Origin of the sequence: Massiliimicrobium timonense (assembly GCF_002160865.1) — a bacterium.
Taxonomy (GTDB): Bacteria; Bacillota_I; Bacilli_A; order Erysipelotrichales; family Coprobacillaceae; genus Allocoprobacillus.
Map to the genome: position 1 here is coordinate 1 of NZ_NFLJ01000033.1, position 20,505 is coordinate 20,505.

General features: G+C 30.7%; 19 protein-coding genes. 16 read left to right on the forward strand and 3 right to left on the reverse strand.

The window, feature by feature from the left end; translation table 11 throughout:
- Positions 1-888, forward strand: an 888-nt coding sequence (locus tag B5E75_RS10700) for a PD-(D/E)XK nuclease domain-containing protein (protein ID WP_206413984.1), incomplete at its 5' end; no start/stop codon positions are given.
- A 42-nt stretch (positions 889-930) separates the two neighbouring features.
- Here B5E75_RS10700 and B5E75_RS10705 read toward each other — a convergent pair.
- Complete coding sequence (locus B5E75_RS10705; protein ID WP_087359078.1) at positions 931-1,617, reverse strand: YjjG family noncanonical pyrimidine nucleotidase; 687 nt, start codon at positions 1,615-1,617, stop codon at positions 931-933.
- Between the two features lie 183 nt (positions 1,618-1,800).
- Between B5E75_RS10705 and B5E75_RS10710 the strand changes: the two genes are divergently transcribed.
- Both B5E75_RS10710 and rnmV read left to right on the forward strand, forming a co-directional pair.
- On the forward strand, positions 1,801-2,718 hold the full coding sequence (locus B5E75_RS10710; RefSeq protein ID WP_087359080.1) for a GGDEF domain-containing protein: 918 nt from the start codon (positions 1,801-1,803) through the stop codon (positions 2,716-2,718).
- Positions 2,702-3,229 carry a ribonuclease M5 gene (rnmV, locus tag B5E75_RS10715; RefSeq protein WP_087359082.1) on the forward strand — a complete coding sequence of 176 codons (528 nt, stop codon included), beginning with the start codon at positions 2,702-2,704 and terminating at the stop codon, positions 3,227-3,229. Before B5E75_RS10710 ends, rnmV begins: the two co-directional genes overlap by 17 nt.
- A gap of 22 nt (positions 3,230-3,251) precedes the next feature.
- Here rnmV and B5E75_RS10720 read toward each other — a convergent pair whose 3' ends face one another.
- Together B5E75_RS10720 and B5E75_RS10725 are read right to left on the reverse strand one after the other, a co-directional pair.
- The gene (locus tag B5E75_RS10720) at positions 3,252-3,827 is read right to left on the reverse strand and encodes a hypothetical protein (protein WP_087359084.1); all 576 of its coding nucleotides are present in this window, start codon (positions 3,825-3,827) and stop codon (positions 3,252-3,254) included.
- Between the two features lie 510 nt (positions 3,828-4,337).
- Positions 4,338-4,844: a transcription repressor NadR gene (locus tag B5E75_RS10725; protein WP_087359086.1), complete on the reverse strand. Its 507-nt coding sequence runs from the start codon at positions 4,842-4,844 to the stop codon at positions 4,338-4,340.
- A 140-nt stretch (positions 4,845-4,984) separates the two neighbouring features.
- Here B5E75_RS10725 and B5E75_RS10730 point away from each other — a divergent pair, with 140 nt between their 5' ends.
- The 13 genes from B5E75_RS10730 to deoC all read left to right on the forward strand — a co-directional run bounded on the left by B5E75_RS10730 (position 4,985) and on the right by deoC (position 20,443).
- A complete protein-coding gene (locus B5E75_RS10730; RefSeq protein ID WP_087359087.1) occupies positions 4,985-5,278 on the forward strand; it encodes a hypothetical protein in 294 nt (97 codons plus the stop codon).
- Positions 5,279-5,292: 14 nt separating this feature from the next.
- The gene (locus tag B5E75_RS10735) at positions 5,293-5,880 is read left to right on the forward strand and encodes a hypothetical protein (protein WP_087359089.1); all 588 of its coding nucleotides are present in this window, start codon (positions 5,293-5,295) and stop codon (positions 5,878-5,880) included.
- Entirely contained in the window at positions 5,877-6,518 is a 642-nt protein-coding gene (locus B5E75_RS10740; RefSeq protein WP_087359090.1) for a LytTR family DNA-binding domain-containing protein, read from the forward strand. The genes B5E75_RS10735 and B5E75_RS10740 overlap by 4 nt, the downstream gene beginning before the upstream one ends.
- A 102-nt stretch (positions 6,519-6,620) precedes the next feature.
- Positions 6,621-7,436: a 16S rRNA (adenine(1518)-N(6)/adenine(1519)-N(6))-dimethyltransferase RsmA gene (gene rsmA, locus B5E75_RS10745; protein ID WP_087359092.1), complete on the forward strand. Its 816-nt coding sequence runs from the start codon at positions 6,621-6,623 to the stop codon at positions 7,434-7,436.
- A 26-nt stretch (positions 7,437-7,462) separates the two neighbouring features.
- The gene (locus B5E75_RS10750; RefSeq protein ID WP_087359094.1) at positions 7,463-8,209 is read left to right on the forward strand and encodes a sporulation peptidase YabG; all 747 of its coding nucleotides are present in this window, start codon (positions 7,463-7,465) and stop codon (positions 8,207-8,209) included.
- 5 nt (positions 8,210-8,214) lie between these two features.
- Positions 8,215-9,075: a 4-(cytidine 5'-diphospho)-2-C-methyl-D-erythritol kinase gene (ispE, locus tag B5E75_RS10755; protein ID WP_087359096.1), complete on the forward strand. Its 861-nt coding sequence runs from the start codon at positions 8,215-8,217 to the stop codon at positions 9,073-9,075.
- 125 nt (positions 9,076-9,200) lie between these two features.
- Complete coding sequence (gene glmU, locus B5E75_RS10760; protein WP_087359098.1) at positions 9,201-10,601, forward strand: bifunctional UDP-N-acetylglucosamine diphosphorylase/glucosamine-1-phosphate N-acetyltransferase GlmU; 1,401 nt, start codon at positions 9,201-9,203, stop codon at positions 10,599-10,601.
- A gap of 18 nt (positions 10,602-10,619) precedes the next feature.
- Positions 10,620-11,579 carry a ribose-phosphate diphosphokinase gene (locus tag B5E75_RS10765; RefSeq protein ID WP_087359100.1) on the forward strand — a complete coding sequence of 320 codons (960 nt, stop codon included), beginning with the start codon at positions 10,620-10,622 and terminating at the stop codon, positions 11,577-11,579.
- A 290-nt stretch (positions 11,580-11,869) separates the two neighbouring features.
- Positions 11,870-12,628, forward strand: a complete 759-nt coding sequence (locus B5E75_RS10770) for a TatD family hydrolase (protein ID WP_087359102.1) — start codon at positions 11,870-11,872, stop codon at positions 12,626-12,628.
- A gap of 12 nt (positions 12,629-12,640) precedes the next feature.
- On the forward strand, positions 12,641-13,579 hold the full coding sequence (locus tag B5E75_RS10775) for a G5 domain-containing protein (protein ID WP_087359104.1): 939 nt from the start codon (positions 12,641-12,643) through the stop codon (positions 13,577-13,579).
- Between the two features lie 197 nt (positions 13,580-13,776).
- Positions 13,777-16,014 carry a glycoside hydrolase family 16 protein gene (locus B5E75_RS10780; RefSeq protein ID WP_087359106.1) on the forward strand — a complete coding sequence of 746 codons (2,238 nt, stop codon included), beginning with the start codon at positions 13,777-13,779 and terminating at the stop codon, positions 16,012-16,014.
- A 20-nt stretch (positions 16,015-16,034) separates the two neighbouring features.
- Positions 16,035-19,514: an alpha-L-fucosidase gene (locus tag B5E75_RS10785; RefSeq protein ID WP_087359107.1), complete on the forward strand. Its 3,480-nt coding sequence runs from the start codon at positions 16,035-16,037 to the stop codon at positions 19,512-19,514.
- Positions 19,515-19,768: 254 nt separating this feature from the next.
- A complete protein-coding gene (gene deoC, locus B5E75_RS10790) occupies positions 19,769-20,443 on the forward strand; it encodes a deoxyribose-phosphate aldolase (RefSeq protein ID WP_087359109.1) in 675 nt (224 codons plus the stop codon).
- Positions 20,444-20,505 lie beyond the last annotated feature (62 nt).

Sequence of the window (20,505 nt, forward strand, 5' to 3'; positions counted from 1 at the left end):
TTTGGATTTACCCAAGAAGAAATTGATGAACTTTTGAAATACTATAATCTTATGGATAATCGTCAAGAGATGAAGGAATGGTATGATGGCTATCTGTTTGGAAAGACGGAAATCTATAATTCATGGAGTGCCTTGAACTATGTCAAGAAATTACTGAATGATGACCATTTTCAGGCTGTATCTTTCTGGGCGAATACCAGCAGCAATGATCTTGTTAAAACATATATCGAATATGCAACGATGACAATGAAGGAAGAATTTGAAAAACTAATCAATGATCAAAGCATCATCAAAAAGATTGTTCCTGAACTGACGTATCGAGAAATGGACTTTCATAGTATTCAGACAATGAATGACAATGTCTATAGTTTTCTGTTGTTTACTGGCTATCTGAAAATCAAGAGTAAGGTTGATAATGATCATCCTTATACCTATGAACTTGTGATTCCTAATAAAGAAGTCAAATATATCTATGAAGATATCTTCATGAAATGGTTTGAAAGCTATCAAAGAAAAAGAGATTCATCATTCATAGAAGCTTTGATACAGGAAGATGTCATGAAAGCCAATAGACTATTGCAAGATGTTCTCCAACAGAGCATCAGCTATTATGATAACTATGAAAACTTATATCATGGCTTTATGGTGGGCTTTTTAAAGGCTAATGGCTATACAGTTCAATCCAATAAGAAAAGTGGATATGGACGATTTGATATAGCACTGATTATAGAATGTAAACATTTATCTAGCATCAAGGAACTAAGAAAGGACAGTGCAAAGGCAAGTGAACAGATTATCAGACAGAAATATATTGAAGGACTGATAGAAGAAGGGTATGAACATATCATAGGATATGGTATATCTTTCTATAAAAACAATGCATTATAACAAAAGCAGGATGATTCCTGCTTTTTATATTTGTTATATTTTTTAATTACATATTTGAAATAACTCTCTTAAATCATGAATTTCATAAGTGATATTCATATCTTGAGGTTTTTTAAGATGTTGAGGATTATACCAGCAAGTATCAATACCTGCATTAATACCACCTTGTATATCACTAGATAAAGAATCGCCAATGATTAATGTTTGATCTAATTTTATATCCTCTATTTTATGAAAACAGCAATCAAAATATTCTTTAGCTGGTTTTTGATAACCAATATCTTCTGATACAAAGATATCTTGAAAATACTGATCAATATGTGTTCCTCTTAAACGACTATATTGTGTTTTAGAAACGCCATTAGTCACAACATATAATGGATATTTTTGATAAAGTGTTTCTAATATTTCTTTTGCATGAGGTAAAAGAAAATAACCTTCACCTAATGCTTTTTGATAATCATCTTCAAAAGCAATACCATCTTGATGTATATGAAACTCTTGAAATAATTGAACAAAACGTGTGTAAACAACAGTTTTTTTATCAATTAATCCTTTTTCAAAATCTTTCCATAATTGTTTATTAATGGTTTCATATCTTTGAAGAAGCTCATCAGTTAATAATATATGATGATTTTGAAAAGTGTTTTTTAATGCTTGTTGTTCAGCTTTATCAAAATCTAATAAAGTTCCATCAACATCAAATAATAAATATTTATACTTATTCATATAATTCACTCCTGTCAACATATTATACTGAATAAAACATAAAAATGACAGTAAAAATTATTATTTATTTGGTCATGATTACCATTAAAATTCTTGATTTTTATAGAATATTATGCTTACAATAGTGACGACTTATAATTATTGAATGAAAGGCTAATATGATATTAAGGAGTAGAAATCATAATGGAAAAGGTCTTAAAAAATCAAGAAATCATCAAGTTTTTAACAATGGAACAGCTAAAAACATTTATTGAACAACAGGAAATGATATTTGATGAAGTGAGATTAGTGGATATTGCGACGACAAAAACTTATTATTTAGATGATCAGCAACAAATATGTGTAAAACCACATGCTTGTTATGAATTTTGGAATAGAGCAGGAAAATGCCAAAATTGTAGTAGTGCAAAAGCTTTTACAACAAAAGGGCAAGTCACAAAGTATGAATTTATTGATAGCCGTATATTTTTTGTTATTTCAAAATATATAGAGATAGAAGACAGAGCTTTTGTTTTGGAAATGATTTCTAAGTCTGATAACCATACACTTTATGGAGCACAGGGACAAAGTCAACTAGCAAAAATATTAACGAAATTGAATGCACGTGTATATACTGATTCATTAACAAAAGTTTTTAATCGTGCTTATTATGATGAGCAAGTGAAAGGGATTATTAGTCAAAATGATGGCATTATGATGCTTGATGTTAATAAATTTAAACTTATTAATGATACATCTGGACATTTGGTTGGAGATACTGTTTTAAAAGAATTAGCAAAGGTTATGCTTTCTATGACAAGAAGCTGTGATTCAGTGATTCGTTATGGTGGCGATGAATTTTTAATTGTCTTTAGAGATATAAGTGAAATAGCTTTTCAAAAGCGTTTATATCAAATGCGAGATGCAATTAGAGATATTCAGCTCGTTCATTATCCTGATGTTCATATATCAGCAAGTATTGGTGGTATATATTGTCAAGAACAACCACAAGGTAGTCTTATTGAGGATATCGATAAGCTTTTGTATAAGGCAAAACAAGAAAAAGAAGAAGTATGTTATGAAGTGATGAATACTGGAGAAAAAGATGAAAAAGAAGATTAAGGAAGTGATTGTTGTTGAAGGAAAAACAGATACAGCAATTATTCAAAAGTTATTTGATGCAGATACGATAGAAACACATGGTTTAGCGTTGACAGAAGAAACTTTAGATTTTATAGAAGAAATGAATAAAACAAAAGGAGTTATTTTATTAACAGATCCTGACTATCCGGGTATGAAGATTAGAAATATGATTATGAAACGTATCCCACATGTCAAACAGGCATTTGTTGATAAAAAAGACGCTATTGGCAAAAAGAAATTAGGAATTGCTGAAGCAAGAGAAGAAGCCATTATTCAGGCTTTAGAAAATGTTGTGAGTTTTTCTCAAAATACTCAATCTATAAGTTGGGAAGAATTTATTTCATTGGATATTATTGGTGATAAACAAAAAAGATTGATGATTTATGATTTGTTTCATTTAGGTTATGGGAATGCTAAAACATTATTTAAAAGATTAAATATGGCTGGTATTACAAAAGAAGATATTTTAGAGCAATTAAAAAACATATAATCAAAAACGATTATATGTTTTTTTATGCATTTTTCATTAAATTGATTTTCTTCACTTGAGAAATACCTTGAATACGATGGCTTTGAGTTAATGCTTTCCATACAGGAAGTGTTAAACAAAAATCAATAGAGCTATGTATCACAGTACCAAGTCCTACTAAACCAAAAATCATGTACATAAATGTTTGCATATCTATACCATTTCCATAATAGAAAGGAATGACAATAATCATTTCACCAAGAGCATGAATAAGTGCAATCACAATATTAAATTGTAAAGTTTTTAATGGTTTTTCAAAGATTTGTGGATTCTTTTTGGCATATTGAGCACCTAAATAAGCCCATATCACATGCGTTAAGGCACGTAAAACAATAACGAATGGAAAACCTGCCATGAAAAAACCAAGCGTTGTTCCTAAAGATACGGCTATCGCAACAGCTGGACTGATGAATATTGCAATCATCACTGCAACATGGGAAGCTAAAGTAAAAGACATTGGTCCTATAATAATCTTAGGCATCAACATAGGAATGACTGTTCCTACTGCAATTAATAGTGATGCTAAAACAAAAACTTGCATATGTTTATGTGATTTCATTGTTTTCCTCCTTATCAACATATGTGTCAAGACACATGTTATGACTAATTATATCCAAAAATGAGAATGTGTCAATAAAAAATGAATCCTTTCAACATGAAGAAAGTTAATTGAGTTTTAACTCTACAACATGATAGAAATGTTCTTGCTTTTTTATAAGATATACAAATTGTAGATAATTATATACTTTTTTTATGAGTGTGGAGTTGCCATATTGATATGGGAGGATTTATAAAATGAAAATAAGTTTCTTATGATAAAAATTGCGAAATTAATATGATTTGATAGAGGATGTTGAAATAGTACAATGAATATGTCAATAGAAGATATAGTAATATATCAAAAAGCGGTGATTCCTACCATAAAAAGGAAATGAAAAAGTAGGACTAGAAATTTAACTCTAGTCCTATAAGTTTATGTTTTTGAAGATCATATTTTATTGTGAATCTATAATAAAAAGTACGAACTTAAGAATAATTATATTCCTTAAGTTCATGTTGTTTGAAATGATTAATTTTTCTTAAATAAATATCCTTTTTCATCTAAAGCATCAACAATACGTTGATATGTTTCTTGATTTAAGCATTGAATTGTATGTAAGTGAAGACCATTTGTTAACTGACTTAAAGGTTTTGCATTATCATGAGTAATCTTTTTCAAGAATTGATTAACATCATAACGTGATGATAAATGTAATTTTCCTGTTAATTGTCCATAGATGGGATGCTCCACAATAACATCGATGATAGAACCACCTAAATCAACAATCGTATACAATTCATCAGCAAGTTGTTCTTGGGTATGTTTAACAGCAAGAGTATAGGTATGTTGTAATTGATGATTATCTAAAATATAACCTCTAGGAGTAGCAATAATATTGGTTCCACTGGCACGAATTAAAGCGACATCTCCGACAATGATTTGTCTTGATACACCTAATTTTTTCGCCAGAGCAGATGCAGAAACAGGTTTTTCACTTTTTTTAATTTCTTCTATAATTTTCTCTTTTCTATCCATAATGTTTTACCTCACAACAAATTATAAATGATTTTAACTCTAAAATAAAGTAGAATAAGTCTATAAGATGTTGTTGATGTCGCTTCTATTTACAATGTTATAAAAGGGCATAAAATAAAAAGTGAAAGGAGGAAGGAATCATGTTAAAGGCGATATTATCAAAGTTAAAACCATTTCTTGGAACATTTCAATTACATTTGGATAAAAATATTGAATTTGATTATTTTATCATATTTAAGGATGAGAAAAATATTTTTTGGGAAATACTTAATCAAATTGGGAAATGGAATTATTATGGGAAAAAAGCAGTAAGAGGGTGGTCATCTTTATCTAAGGAAGATATTAAACAATTTTTAATGAAGCACTTAAAGTGTAATGAAGATACAATTGATGTTATAAATGCTAATAATGAATTATTTAGAATGAGATTTTAAAGAGGTGATGAGCTATGAAGTATATTGTTGGTAAGCCGTCAATATTAACAGCAATCCTATTATCAACTTTTTACTCGCTCTTAGGAGTTGCAATTTATATTTTTACACCTTGGGAAGGAATGAATTATGTTGGTATTGTAATCATTTTTCTAAGTATTTTTGTTATCTTTCCAGAGGCAGCATGTAATGAACTGATGTGGGAAATAGATACTCAGACTTTAAAATTTACTAATTATTCAAAAGGTATTGATAAAATTTTGATATTTTATCAACAACTTTTTGTAGCAAAACGTTTTCCATATCAAGTTGTCATCAATTTGGAACAGATAGATTATATTGCTGTCACATATGCGAAAGTGCCTAGAGCACCTTTTGGTGCTATTGGTTATGATGTTTGGTTTAATATTCATACTTATGATGGTTCAGTTTATAGTTTTATTGCTTTAACATTATCTGGTAAAAAGGATTTTAATCAAGCTGTAGATTTTATGAAGGAACAAGGTATTCATTTTAAAGATGGTTATCATATCTTGGATGCGTTACATTCTCATGAACATCTTTCTTATTACTTAGAAAGAATAGATAAGGAGCAATCAAAATGATTAGAGTTAGCATATCTTCAAAAAACAATCAAATAATTCAACAATCATTTGAACAGTTTTTTCAAAAAGAGCAGCTAGAATATCAAATTGTTCCTTATTCTAAAAATACATATCAAGATATTTATATTTTTGAAGTTCAAAACAAAGAAGATTTAAAACTAATTGAAGAACAACAACATTTTGATTATGCATTGTATTATGTAATTGGGCCTAAAGATTATGATTTGATTAGTGAATGTATGAGATTAAAAGTAAATCTTTATTTTTCAAAAGAGTCATTAGCAGAAGACTTAAAAAAGTGTGAAGCGACTATGATTCATGATATACAGGATAAATTCCAATATTATCAATATCAAAGAAATGGAATTATATCTCAAATTCGTTTATCTCATATCTATTATGTAGAATCTCTAAGACATTCTATCATTATTCATTCTATTAATGGAACAATGGTGGAAAGGCAAAACTTAAATACTTTCTTACGAAGTATTCATTCTTCTTCGTTTGCTCAAGTTCATAAATCATTTGTTGTCAATAAACAATGGGTAGAAAAAGTTGCTGCTAAGCAGATTTTCTTAAAAAATGGAGAAATTATACAAATAGGTAGAGCATATAAAAATAATATTCAATGGTCATAATCAATAAAGGCATACTCATTCAAAAGTATGCCTTTAACAATAAATAGAATGGTTGCTTTTCTTTTGTATGAAATTAGATTATAATAGGTTTTAGGTGAGAGAATGAAAGATATAGCAAAAAAGGCAAATACAATGTATCTACTAGAAAAATACAATATGAAAGCAACAAAGAAATTTGGGCAAAATTTTCTAATAGATTTAAATGTTGTACAAAAGATTGTAGATTGTACATCTATTGATCAACAAACCTGTGTGATTGAAATTGGACCGGGTATTGGGGCATTAACAGAACAGTTATCTTATCGAGCAGGACATGTTGTGAGCTATGAAATTGATATAAGATTAAAAGATGTCTTAAATGAATCACTGCAAGAATGTACTAATGTAGAAGTCATATTTCAAGATTTTTTAACAGTTGATTTAAAACAGGTTGTTCATCATTATAAGCAACATTATTCAAAAGTTTGTATTGTAGCAAATCTACCATACTATATTACATCAGATATTTTAGAACATATAATTATATCACAGGCAGATATTGATAGTATACATGTCATGGTTCAAAAAGAAGTAGCATTGAAATTAACAGATGCATCTTATCATAGCCCATTAACTTTTATGATTGAAGGTATAGGGCAAGCTTCTTTAGATATGACAATTTCTAAAAATGTATTTTCACCTGCTCCAAGAGTAGATAGTGCAATTTTATCTATTATGATGGAAAAGACATACAACCCACTTTTAACAAAGATTTTAAAACAGGCATTTACACAAAAAAGAAAAACAATCTATAATAATTTAAAAGGATTGTTTTTAGAAAATACAGAAAAAATATTAAATGAATGTGGTATTGATTTAAAAACAAGACCAGAACAATTAACGATTGAAGATTATCAAAAACTCACACATTATTTATAAATTCATATGATATATGGGTGATGTTTATGAAGATTGGCGATTATGTTGTGAGAAAAAAATATAATCGAGATATATTGTTTGAAATATTTGATATTAAAGATGATGTTTATTATTTAAGAGGTGTAGAATTAAGATTGATTGCTGATAGTGAGGAAGAAGACTTGGAGTTAAGTGAAGTTCAACCTCATGATGATGATCATTTTGTGATGGAAAGACATCCTGTGATTAGAGGTAAAGTTTTACATCTGGATGGTGATGAAAAGTATTTAAAGATGTGTCAGAAAAAATATGAAGAATTAAAGATTAGGGCTGATTGTTATTATATGAAAGAAAGCGAAATGGCTGATCGTGTTGTTGAATTATTAGAAAAACACAAGCCTCAGATTTTAGTCATTACTGGACATGATGCATTAAGAAAGAATGCCGATAAAAGTATTGGACAGAATTATCAACATTCTTTAGATTATATGGCAGCAGTGAAAAAAGCACGACAGTATCAGGGAGATAAAGATGCTTTGATTATTATTGCTGGAGCATGTCAATCGTACTATGAAATGTTATTAGCGAGTGGTGCTAATTTTGCTTCCAGTCCTAAACGTATTAATATTCATGCATTAGACCCTGTTTATATTGCAAGTCTAGTAGCTAATGAGAGTGTTAGAAATTATTGTGATGTGGAAGATATTATCAATCATACATCACACAAACAAAGTGGAATAGGGGGCATTGATACAAGAGGTGTCGCCAGAAAAATATATCCAACGAGAGGATGAAAAGTATGAAAATAAGAGCTTATGCAAAGGTCAATTTAGCATTGGATGTTGTCAGAAAAAGAGAAGATGGTTATCATGATTTAGAGATGATCATGGCACCTATAACTTTACATGACTTGATTTATATTGAAAAGATTGATCATGGTATTCAAATCACTGCAAATACCAATCGTATGCCAACAGATCAAAGAAATATCATGTATAAAGTTGCACAGTTACTCATAGAACGTTATCAAATTCCTTATGGAGTCAAGATTCATATTTATAAACATATTCCTACACAAGCAGGACTCGCTGGAGGAAGTGGGGATGGTGCAGCTGTTTTAAAAGCAATGAATCGTATGTTTAGATTGAATTTGTCTTTAGACACATTAGCCAAAATAGGGAAAGAAGTTGGGGCTGATATTCCTTTTTGTATTTATGAAAAAATGGCTTTAGTGAAAGGAATTGGAGAACAGTTAGAATTTATTAATCAAGATTTTCATTGTTATTTATTGTTGGTTAAACCAAAAAAAGGTGTATCTACAAAGAAATCATTTGGAATGCTTGATTTAACAAATGCAGAGCATCCTCCAATCATGGATATGAAAGAAGCTATTGAAAATAATGACTATCAGGGGGTTGTCAATTGTTTAGGGAACACTCTAGAAGAACCATCTTTAAAGATAGTCCCTGATATATTAAAAATTAAAGAAGAAATGAAAGAATTAGGGTTTGATGGCGCTTTAATGTCTGGAAGTGGTTCTTGTGTATTTGGTTTAACTCAAGATCAGGAGTTGTTAGAAAAAGGCTATCAGTTCTTTTTGAATAGATATGCTTTTGTCAGAAAAACAGAGATTTTAAATAAGGATTCACTGAAGTTATAAATAACTAACTTTTGATTTTATAAAAAAGAATGGAAAAATATGGGTATGAACGAAAGTATTTCCCTGTTTCCTCTTTTTTTTTATATATTTTTTTGTTAGAATAGTGGCGATAAGGAGAGAAAAAAATGAAAGTATATGCTATTGTATTGGCTGCTGGTAAAGGCACAAGAATGAAGTCTGATAAACCAAAAGTAGTACATGAAGTATTATATAAGCCAATGATTAATCATGTTGTAGATGAATTAAAGGCTTTAGGTGTAGATGAAACAATTGTGATTGTTGGTCACGAAGCTGATCAAGTGAAAGCAATTGTGGATGATGTCACTTTTGTTGATCAAACAGAACAACTTGGTACAGGTCATGCTGTATTGCAGGCTAAAGATATTTTAGCTAATCGAGATGGAATGACTCTTGTTTTATGTGGTGATGCACCATTGATTCGTAAAGAAACATTAAAAGAATTTATTGCGTATCATCAAGAACATCATAATCAGGCAACAATCATGAGTGCTGATTGTGATCCAAGTACACATTATGGAAGAATTATTAAAGAAAATGATCAAGTCACAGGAATTGTGGAATTTAAAGATTTATTAGAAAGTCAAAAAGATATTACTGAAATGAATACTGGAGAATATTGTTTTGACAATAAAGCATTATTTGAAGCATTAAGTCAAGTGACAAATGATAATGCGCAAAATGAGTATTATTTGACTGATGTTATTGGAATCATGAATCATCAAGGTTTAAAAGTAGATGCTTATAAGATTGATGATTTTGATGAAGTTGGTGGTATTAATGATCGTGTAGCATTAGCTCAGTCAACACAATTTTTAAGAGATCGTATTAATCGTGAACATCTTTTAAATGGAGTGACTATTGTTGATCCATCTAATACGTATATTGGTAGAGACGTTGTGATTGGACACGATACAATTATTGAACCAGGATGTATTATAAAAGGGAAAACAGTGATTGGAAGTCATTGTCATATTGGACCATATTGTGAATTTACAAATATGGAAATTAAAGATAATGTTGAAATTAAATTCTCTGTTTTAAGTGATTCAATTATTGAAAGTGGTGTAGATATTGGACCATATGCAAGATTGAGAACAAATTGTCATATTCATGAGAATGCACATTTAGGTAACTTTGTAGAAATGAAAAAAGCTGACTTTGGTGCAGGAAGCAAGGCTTCACATTTAACTTATGTAGGAGATGCTCAGGTTGGTCAAGATGTTAACTTTGGTTGTGGAACAATTACATCTAACTATGATGGTAAAAATAAATCACTCACAAAGATTGAAGATAATGTCTTTATTGGATGTAATACCAATTTAGTGGCTCCAGTGACAGTGAGAAAGAATGCTTATATTGCAGCAGGATCAACAATTACAAAAGAAGTTGATGAAGATGCGATGGCAATTGCGAGAGCTAGACAAGAAAATAAACAAGGTTATAGTAAGATATTAAAAGAAATACGTGAAAAAGAATACGAAAGACGAAATAAAAATAAAAAATAAGGAGAATATGGGGTAAAAATGAAAAATAACATAACAATATTTGCTTTATCATCTAATCAGGAATTAGCTCATTCAATGGCTGATATTTTAGGGACAGAAGTTGGGAAAAGTAAAGTTCATCACTTTGCAGATGGTGAAATCTTAGTTGAAATTGAAGAATCAGTACGTGGAAAAGATGTCTTTATTGTACAATCAACATCAAATCCAGTGACTGAAAACTTAATGGAAATTTTAGTTTTAACTGATGCTTTAAAACGTGCATCAGCAAAAGAAATTACAGCAGTTATACCATATTTTGGTTATGCTAGACAAGATCGTAAGGCAAAACCAAGACAACCAATTACATCACGTTTAGTTGCTGACTTATTAACAGTAGCTGGGGTTGATAGAGTTGTGACAGTAGACTTACATGCACGTCAAATTCAGGGATTCTTTGATATTCCAGTTGATGAAATGGAAGCTTTACCTCTTATTTGTAGATATATTAAAAATAAAAATATTGAAGATTTATGTGTTGTATCACCAGATCATGGAGGAGCAACGCGTGCTAGAAAAATGTCAGAAGCATTGGATTGTCCAATTGCTATTATTGACAAAAGACGTCCTAAACCAAACGTTGCTGAAGTTATGGGTATTATTGGGGATGTTGCAGGTAAAAACTGTGTCTTAATTGATGATATGATTGATACAGCTGGTACAATTGTGGCTGGAGCACAAGTCTTAAAAGAAAAAGGTGCTAAAGATGTTTATATTGCTTGTACTCATGGTGTATTATCAGGACCAGCAGTAGATAGATTAAAAGATTGTGTCGCAAAAGAAGTGATTATTACAGATACAATTGCTATTCCAGAAGAAAAACGTTTTGATAAATTAGTACAAATTAGTGTAGCTGAATTATTGGCTTATACTATTGAAAGTATTGAAAATGATTTACCTGTAAGTGATGTTTTCAAACATTTTGATTTTAAGGGTGAATAGTGATTGATGGGAGATTGAAGAATCTCCTTTTTATTTTGTTATGAGAATTTGATTAAATAATTGTGAAATAGACATACTATAAATATGATGTTGGTGATTTCAACGTTTTTTGACAAATATTTATAGATTGGAATATTTCAAAAGAGTATAGAATGATGTTTGTTATAATGACAAATATATGGAATTGTGAATAAGAAAAATGTCGATAAAATGAGAATAAATAGTATTTGCTTTATTTAGAAATTTGACAAAGCTTTAAATATTTGTTATTATGCCTCAGGGTGATGGAGATGTATTTCAATACACATACACATTTAAATAGTGAACAATTGTATCCTGATAGAGATCAATTTATTCAAAATGCTTTAGATCATCAAGTCGAAAATATGGTTGTTGTAGGATATGATTTAGAGTCATCAAAGAAGGCTGTTGAGATAGCTCATGAGTATTCATTTATCTATGCAGCAGTCGGAATAAGTCCTAATGATTGTAAGGATACAACGGATGAGGATTTAAATGAAATTGAAAAAATACTTCAAGACCCATGTGTAGTGGCTTTAGGAGAAATAGGTTTAGATTATTATTGGGATGAGGTTTCTCATGAAAAACAAAAAGATGTTTTTATAAAGCAAATTGAGATTGCTAAAAAATATCAAAAGCCCATTGTGATTCATGCTAGAGATGCCTATGAAGATACTTACAATATCTTAAAACAAACTGCACATTATGGCATTATGCATTGTTATAGTGGATCGGCTGAAATGGCAAAGCGATATATTGATATAGGTTTTGAAATATCATTAGCTGGACCCGTGACATTTAAGAATGCAAAAGTCCCTAAAGAAGTTGCTCAATCAATTGATATAGAACATTTAATGATTGAAACGGACTGCCCTTATTTAACACCTCACCCATTTCGAGGAAAGTTGAATGAGCCAGCAAATGTTGTGTATATTGCCCAGGAAATAGCAAAGCTAAAGAACATGGAGATAGAAGACGTTGCTAGAATCACAACATTTAATGCCAAAAAAATGTTTGGGATTAAATAAGGAGGATATTTTATGTTACAAAAAGCTAAAGAGGCAATTGTCTCGGCTGATAGCCGAACAAAAGGAATTTTAGCGATGGCTGTGGTATATGTTGTTATTATGTTAGCAACTGTATCATCAGGAGCTGTTAATCAGATTACAGATTTTATTCCAACTGTAGATATTCGTTTAAAAGATGGTTTACAGGAGGAAAAAGATTATTTGGTCAAGCAGGATACAGTATCAAATGTCTTAAATGAATTAAATGTTGAGTTAGATCAGAAGGATACTTTAAATAAAGATAAAGATGCTATTGTTCAACAGGATGATTTGATTAAAATTACAAGAGTTGAAACGAAAACAATAGAAAAAATAGAAACAATACCATACTCAACAAAAACCAAAGGTAGTGGAAGCTGGACAAAAACAGTTGTTCAAAAAGGAAAAGATGGAAAAGCTAAAAGAACTTATCTGTTGACTTATGCTAATGGAAAAGAAACTGATCGCCAAATGATTAAAGAAGAAATTATTGAAAAGCCAGTAGATAAGATTATTCAATATGGTGGTGTTTTAAAAGGTACAACTTTTACAGGTAGATTGACAATATATGGTGGAGATTGTACAGGATGTGGAGGAACATCTTCATCTGGTGTGAAATTATCCCCAACGAGTGGAGTCAATAATACCAACTCACCTTACTTATATTATAAAGGAAAGAAATATTATTGTTTGGCTGCTGATCGATCTATTCCATTTGGAACTGTGATTAAGATTTCTAATCATAATTTAAATACAGCAGGGACTATTTATGGAATTGTTGTAGATCGTGGTGGTGCTATTAAGGGAAATAAAATAGATATTTTTAATGGTAGTGAAGGTTCTGGGAAAAGATATTTTGGTGGTGGCACCTCACATAATACCAAATTTGAAGTTGTTTCTCTTGGTAGTGGAAATGCAAATTTTTGGAGATAGGAAAACTATCTCTTTTTTTTATTTGCTCTGTGAATTTTATAAGGGACTTATATTAAGGATAATAAAAAATAAAACGAAAAAAATGATGAAATCGCTTGCAAAAATAAATCAATAAGTATATACTAACCATAGTAAAAAGTTTAGTAAAAAGAAATAAAAAAACTTTATATTTTTACTAAACGGGAAAGGAGAAAGGTATGAAGACCAAAAAGAAAGTTTTTGTCGCTGGAGCAATGACATTTGCTATGTTGGGAACAATGATTCCACAAAACTGGAATGTCAATGCTGCTAGCAATCTCATTTCCAATGGCGATTTTGAAAATATCAAATCGGCTGACATTGGAAAGTACACGGGTAATGCATCCGATATGAAAGTTGGATCATGGTATTCAAACAGCGGAGGGGGGGTTAGCTACATTGGCTACAATGAGAGTGAACGCTCTGGAATTTTACCAGCTAATAACAACAATGCTTGGATTAGACAGGTAGTAGATGTTGAAAAGAATACTGACTATGTATTTAGTACCTATGTAAAGACTTCACTTTCAGAAGGAGAAGCTATTGTCCAAGTATTAGATGGTAATGGTACTGCTATTGAAGGTATCAAAGAAACTAATATGAAAGGAGTTGAATGGACTCAAAAGAAAATTTCTTTTAATTCAGGAAATCATAGTAAAATAACTGTAAGTGTCTTAAAATGGGTTGATGAATCAAATACCGATAGTGACATTTATAAAGCTAGTGTTTACGTTGATGAGGCTGTATTAATGCCAAAAGTAGAATATAATGAATATGAGGAAAAAGAAGAATCTAAAACAAAATTGGTGAATTATATTGGAAATAGTGATTTGGTAAGTATTACTGATGATGATATTCAACAAAATAGTGGAGATACATATTCATATGAAGTAGGTAAATTTTATTATAATAGTGGTGCTCCTATTACAATAGGTGAAGGTTATGGAGAAAATGCAATAGGACTTGTGTTACCTGATCAAGTTCCTGGGGCTGCAGTTAAAGCAGTAGCAAAGGGCCTTAAACCTAATACAGATTATTTATTTAAATTCTATATAAAACATAATGCAGAAGGAACAGGAACAGCTGTTTATGTTAATGGGGTAGATACTACGAATTTATTTAGTCCAAGTGATGAAATTGGATATACTGGAGGAACTGATTGGAAAGAATATACTATTCCATTTAATACTCAAAATTGTACTGATATTTATGTGGATATTTATAAAGATGGAATCAATAGTTCTACAGTTAATATCAGTGATATGAGAGTTTATGAATCTTCTGTTTATGATAAATATTTAGAAGAAAAGAAAGAGGAAGAATCTGAAGAAGAAAATAAAAAGTATACTGAAGTATGGCGTGATGATTTCGACACTTTAGATACAAGTACATGGTCATATCAATTAGGACATAAACGTGGTATTGAACCTCAAGATTATGTTTCTAATAAAGATAATGTTTTTGTTGAAGATGGGAAATTATATTTACGTGCAACAGAAAAAGGTGAATATCGTGTGCACTACAATGCAGATGGTAGTGATATTGTTAAGAAATATGACTCAGGAAGTATTGCAACATTTGGTAAGAAAGAGTTCCTATATGGAAAAATTGAAATGAGAGCTAAATTACCAAAAGGCGCTGGAGCGTTCCCTGCATTCTGGACTTTAGGAAATGATTTCACATTAGATGGATTGGTTGATTCTAAACAAGGTGTTGGATGGCCAATGTGTGGTGAAATTGATATTATGGAATTAATTGGAGCAAATCCTGATGTTTCAGGAACAAGTGATAGTACAGTTCATGGAACTATTCACAATGGATTGACTGAAAATGGTGACAAAGCTCAAACAAATACTTATTCATTAAAAGAAGGTACTTTTAATGATGATTATCATACATTTGGTATTGTATGGAATCCTGATACAATTGAATGGTATGTTGATGGTGATGTTTATAGCACAATTTATATTACAGATTTAGATTATTTCCAAAAACCTCATTACTTATTATTTAACTTGGCTGCAGGAGGAGCATGGCCTGGTTTCCCTAACGAAGATACAGATTTCCCTATGGATTTCATTATTGATTATGTAAGTTATAGCCAGACAGCTGCTCAAAAAGAAGCTGCTGACAAATATTATGCGACAGCACCAACTTTTAGTGGTGTAAAAGACATAACAATTAGTGATGAATCACAATTATCATCATTATTGGATAATGTTAAGGCAACTGATGCTAATGGTAAAGCATTAGATGTAAGCTGTTCAATCAATGATGGGCAAAAATTAATGTGGAATGGTAGAACAAGAACAAGTGAAATTGATTTCTCAAAAGAAGGAACATATGAAATTGTTTATTCTACTATTGGTGAAAATAACGTATATACAAGAGCGTGTGCAACATTACATGTTAAATAAGGAAAGAGAAGGGAACAACTATGAATAAAAGTAAGATTTTAAAAGGTACTTTAGCAGGTACACTTGCAATGACAATTGTTGGTTCAGCTGTTTACTCTTCAAATGCCTTAGTCTATGACACTGATTTAGAAGATAAAACAGTTACTGAACCAGAAAGCTGGGGAGCTTTACCAAATGAAGCACAGCTTCAATATCACGATGATGAATTAGCTGCATTCATACATTTTGGTGTGAACACATTTACGGGTAATGAATGGGGAGATGGAACAGAATCTCCATCTGTATTCAATCCTACAGGAGATTTTGGAGAAAGTGCAAAATCAATGGTTGAAGCATTGAAAAATGCTGGATTTAAGAAAGTCATCGTAACTGCAAAGCATCATGATGGTTTCTGTATTTGGCCAAGTGAATATACAGAACATGATATTGAAAATTCACCATATAAAGATGGTAAGGGAGATATTTTAGCAGAAATTTCAGCAGCTTGTACTGAATATGATATGGATATGGGATTATACTTATCTCCATGGGACGAAAATGCTGAAAGTTATGGATACTATGATAAAGATGGTAATCCATTGTTAGATGAAAATGGAAATCCAATTGATGGAATGACAATGGAAGAAGTCAAAGAGAAAGATGCTTTAGATTATAATGATTATTATGTTAATCAGATTACTGAGATCGTAACTAATCCTAAATATGGTAATCATGGAAAATTCACAGAATGGTGGATGGATGGTGCCAAAGGAGAAGGTGGCGATGCTCAAGAATATGATACAGAACGTATTTTAAAAACTATCAAAGATAATGAACCAGGTATTCTTATTTTTGGTGGTGGAACAGAAGGTGGAATTCACTGGATTGGAAATGAAAAAGGGCAAGCAAGTGATACAACTTGGGCTAAAGTAGATTCAGTTAAAGGTGACGGATATAGAGAAGCTGATGGATTTACTTATGGTATTCCTGATGGTGATCATTGGTCAGTACCAGAAAGTGATGTCAGTATTACAGCTGGTTGGTTCTATCATGATGGAGATTTACCAAAATCAATGAGTCAATTAGGAAATATTTATTTCCAAACAGTAGGTAATGGATCGCCATTATTGTTAAACTTCCCACCAAATCAAACTGGTGATTTAGATGGAAGTATTTATTCAAGATTAAATGAATTTAAAAATGCAATTGATAATACATTTAAAACAAATTTATTAGCACAAAATTCTAAAGCAGGAGCTTCATCTGTTTATGAAAATGCAAAAGAGTATTCACCAGCTAAAACTATTGATGGTGATGAAGATACTTATTGGACAACAGAAAAAGGTGAAAAAACAGGAACTTTAGAAATTGAATTTGATGAAGTGAAAGAATTTGATGTTGTATCAATTGAAGAATATATTGAAAAGGGACAAAGAATTAGTGAGTTTGAAGTAGAATATCAAACTGCAGATGGACAATGGCTACCTTTTGAAGATGGTCATACTATTGGAGCTAAAAAATTATTAAGAATTGATCCGGTTCAAGCAAAAGCTATTAGAATTAATATTACAGGATCTTACGCTGAACCAATGATTAGTGAAGTTGGTATTTATAAAACAGCTGATGGTTTTGAAAAAACTCAACCTTTACCAGAAGCATATACAAAATTTGTTTATGGTGATGATGAAAGATTGGAATTAAATAAAGGTTCTTGGGATGATGACCATCAAGGAAATACAGGTTGGGAAAAACAAGAAGATGGAAGTTATACAACAACTGATGGTTGGGCAAATATTAAGTATACATTTGAAGGAACATACTTTGCATTAGTAGGTACAAAAGGACCTGACTATGGTTCATTTGATATTTATATTGATGGAAAATATACAAGTTCAGCTAATGCTTCAGCTGGAGAAATAACACCAGGTCAAATATTGTATGAGTCTCCAACTTTAGGTGCAGGAACACATACAATTCAATTGACAACAGGTACAAATAGAAAACCTGTAAACTTTGCATATGGTTACTATTTAGGTACGAATGAAAATGGTTTATTTGAAATTGAAACAGATTCATATCAAGTCACTGAAGGAGACTCTATCAAAGTTAAGATTAAACGTAACGGGGGATCAACAGGAGAAGTTACTGTTAATGTTACAACACCTCCAGGTACAGCAGTACAAGGGCAATATTATGAAAATATTACAAATGAAACGATCACATTCAAAGATGGAGAAAAAGTAAAATATGTAACTTTAAAAACAATTGACAATTTGGATGTGACTGGAAATAAAGATTTTTATGTAGAAATTTTCTCACCAACAGGTGGAGCACAACTTGGTATGAGAAGTACAGCCAGAATCTTAATTGTTGAAAATGATAAGAGAATTGCTGATGCTGTAGAACAAACTTCAAATATCAGTGAATCATGGTATAAAGCTGAAAGCTGGGATGCCTTTGATCAAGCTTATTTAAAAGCGAAAGCAGCAGTAGATGATGATTCTATGAGTGATGATGAAAAGATGAAATTATCTAATGCTTTAATGGAAGCTTACAATAATCTTGAAGTCATTAGTCAATATTCTGTAAGAAATGCGATGATCTTACCAGATAATTTTGAAGATGAAAAAGTTTTAGAAGTAGAATTAGGTATTTTAGATTCAAAACATGAAAATATTGTTGCTAATGAATATTTAAAGATGGTTAATGGAAGTGATTATAGTAATGGACGTTTGATCAATAAGATTAAAGATGGAAATACAATTACAATACCATTAAATGTTCAAAAAACAGGTTTATATAATTTTGATTTTACTTATCAGGCAACACAACCTATGTCACTTATCATTAGTGGAGATCATATTGCTAAACAAACAATTTCTTTAGATGCTTCAGAAACATTAACAGAAAAATCAATACCATTGAATATTCAAGAAACTGGTGTTTCTCAAGTTGTGATTACTGCTAAATCTTTAGCAAAATCAGATGGTGATTTAGCTATTGATAATGCAAAAATTAAATTACAAGAAGTATCAAATGGAAAGATTGAAAGTATCGCAATTGAACAAATGCCAAGTAAGACGGTTTATGCACTTGGAGATACGCTTGATTTAACAGGATTAAAAGTTATAGCAAAATATGATACAGGTGCAACGACTGATATTACTCATAAAGTAGAAGTAACAGGATTTGATTCATCAAAAGTTGGTGAACAAACTTTAACTGTACATTATGGTGAATTTGAAACTCAATTTACAGTTACTGTTAAAGGTAAGAGTGATGAAATTAATCCAGGTACAGATACACCTGAAAAACCAGGTCAAGATAATCCAAATCAAGGAAATTCAGGACAAACTGGAGAAAAACCTTCTACTACACCAACAGTAAATGGGACAACTTCATCTCATGATAAAGTGAAAACTAGTGATGAACAAGTTATAGGAGTATTTGTAATAGCTTTATTAGGAGCTGCATGTTTATTTGTAGTTATGAAAAATAAAAAATCTGATTCTCAAGATTAATATTGTTTTGAAGATTAGCTATTGATATTTTTATCAATAGCTTTCTTTATATTTAAGCTTATTGATATGAAGAAATTGTTCATATAAATCAGTACATAATAAAAAAAGGATAATATACTACAAATGAAAATAAATCTTAATATGAATAAGAATACTTACAGTATATGATATAAAGATATTAATCTAGTCAAAGAAACTTTCTATATTTAAAATCATAAAAGTGATATAATGATATATTATAAGGAGGTTTTGACATGACAAAAGAAGAACTCGCTAGTATGTTTGATCATACGTTTTTAAAGGCTTATGCCTCGAGAGATGATTTTATTAAATTATGTGATGAGGCTAAAGATATTGGAGCTGCAATGGTAGCAATTAACAGTGAGCCAGTAAAGTTGTGTAAAGAATTACTGAAAGGAACTTCTATTCATGTCGGTGCAGCTATTTCATTTCCATTAGGACAGACAACATTAGATATCAAATTAGCTGAAACAAAACAGGCTATTGATGATGGAGCTGATGAGATTGATTATGTGATTAATGTTGGAAAGGCAAAGATGCATGACTGGGATTATATTGAAAAAGAAATGAAAAGCATTGTACAACTCTGTCATCAAAATAATAGGATTTGTAAAGTGATTTTTGAAAATTGTTATTTGACAAAAGGTGAAATAAAGCATATAGCACTCATTGCAAAACAAGTGAAGCCAGATTATATCAAAACGAGTACAGGTTTTGGTACTTCAGGAGCAACAGTAGAAGATGTACGTTTAATGAAAGAAACAGTTGGAGATGAAGTCAAGGTTAAAGCAGCTGGAGGAATACGTGATTGGAAAACATGTCAAGCAATGATAGAAGCTGGAGCGAGTCGTATTGGAACAAGTAGTTCACTCAAGATACTAGAAGAATTTGAAAAATACTGTGGCTGAAAGATTTCAAAAAAAATTGAAATCTTTTTTTCTTTGTTGTGATAAATTAAGGTTTTCATGCA

Coding starts and splice junctions, on each gene's coding strand:
- rnmV (WP_087359082.1), top strand. CDS start 2,702: ATGAAAAAGAAGATTAAGGAAGTGATTGTTGTTGAAGGAAAAACAGAT.
- B5E75_RS10740 (WP_087359090.1), top strand. CDS start 5,877: ATGATTAGAGTTAGCATATCTTCAAAAAACAATCAAATAATTCAACAA.
- B5E75_RS10735 (WP_087359089.1), top strand. CDS start 5,293: ATGAAGTATATTGTTGGTAAGCCGTCAATATTAACAGCAATCCTATTA.
- B5E75_RS10710 (WP_087359080.1), top strand. CDS start 1,801: ATGGAAAAGGTCTTAAAAAATCAAGAAATCATCAAGTTTTTAACAATG.
- B5E75_RS10765 (WP_087359100.1), top strand. CDS start 10,620: ATGAAAAATAACATAACAATATTTGCTTTATCATCTAATCAGGAATTA.
- glmU (WP_087359098.1), top strand. CDS start 9,201: ATGAAAGTATATGCTATTGTATTGGCTGCTGGTAAAGGCACAAGAATG.
- rsmA (WP_087359092.1), top strand. CDS start 6,621: ATGAAAGATATAGCAAAAAAGGCAAATACAATGTATCTACTAGAAAAA.
- B5E75_RS10775 (WP_087359104.1), top strand. CDS start 12,641: ATGTTACAAAAAGCTAAAGAGGCAATTGTCTCGGCTGATAGCCGAACA.
- ispE (WP_087359096.1), top strand. CDS start 8,215: ATGAAAATAAGAGCTTATGCAAAGGTCAATTTAGCATTGGATGTTGTC.
- B5E75_RS10725 (WP_087359086.1), bottom strand. CDS start 4,844: ATGGATAGAAAAGAGAAAATTATAGAAGAAATTAAAAAAAGTGAAAAA.
- B5E75_RS10705 (WP_087359078.1), bottom strand. CDS start 1,617: ATGAATAAGTATAAATATTTATTATTTGATGTTGATGGAACTTTATTA.
- B5E75_RS10785 (WP_087359107.1), top strand. CDS start 16,035: ATGAATAAAAGTAAGATTTTAAAAGGTACTTTAGCAGGTACACTTGCA.
- B5E75_RS10730 (WP_087359087.1), top strand. CDS start 4,985: ATGTTAAAGGCGATATTATCAAAGTTAAAACCATTTCTTGGAACATTT.
- B5E75_RS10770 (WP_087359102.1), top strand. CDS start 11,870: ATGTATTTCAATACACATACACATTTAAATAGTGAACAATTGTATCCT.
- B5E75_RS10720 (WP_087359084.1), bottom strand. CDS start 3,827: ATGAAATCACATAAACATATGCAAGTTTTTGTTTTAGCATCACTATTA.
- deoC (WP_087359109.1), top strand. CDS start 19,769: ATGACAAAAGAAGAACTCGCTAGTATGTTTGATCATACGTTTTTAAAG.
- B5E75_RS10750 (WP_087359094.1), top strand. CDS start 7,463: ATGAAGATTGGCGATTATGTTGTGAGAAAAAAATATAATCGAGATATA.
- B5E75_RS10780 (WP_087359106.1), top strand. CDS start 13,777: ATGAAGACCAAAAAGAAAGTTTTTGTCGCTGGAGCAATGACATTTGCT.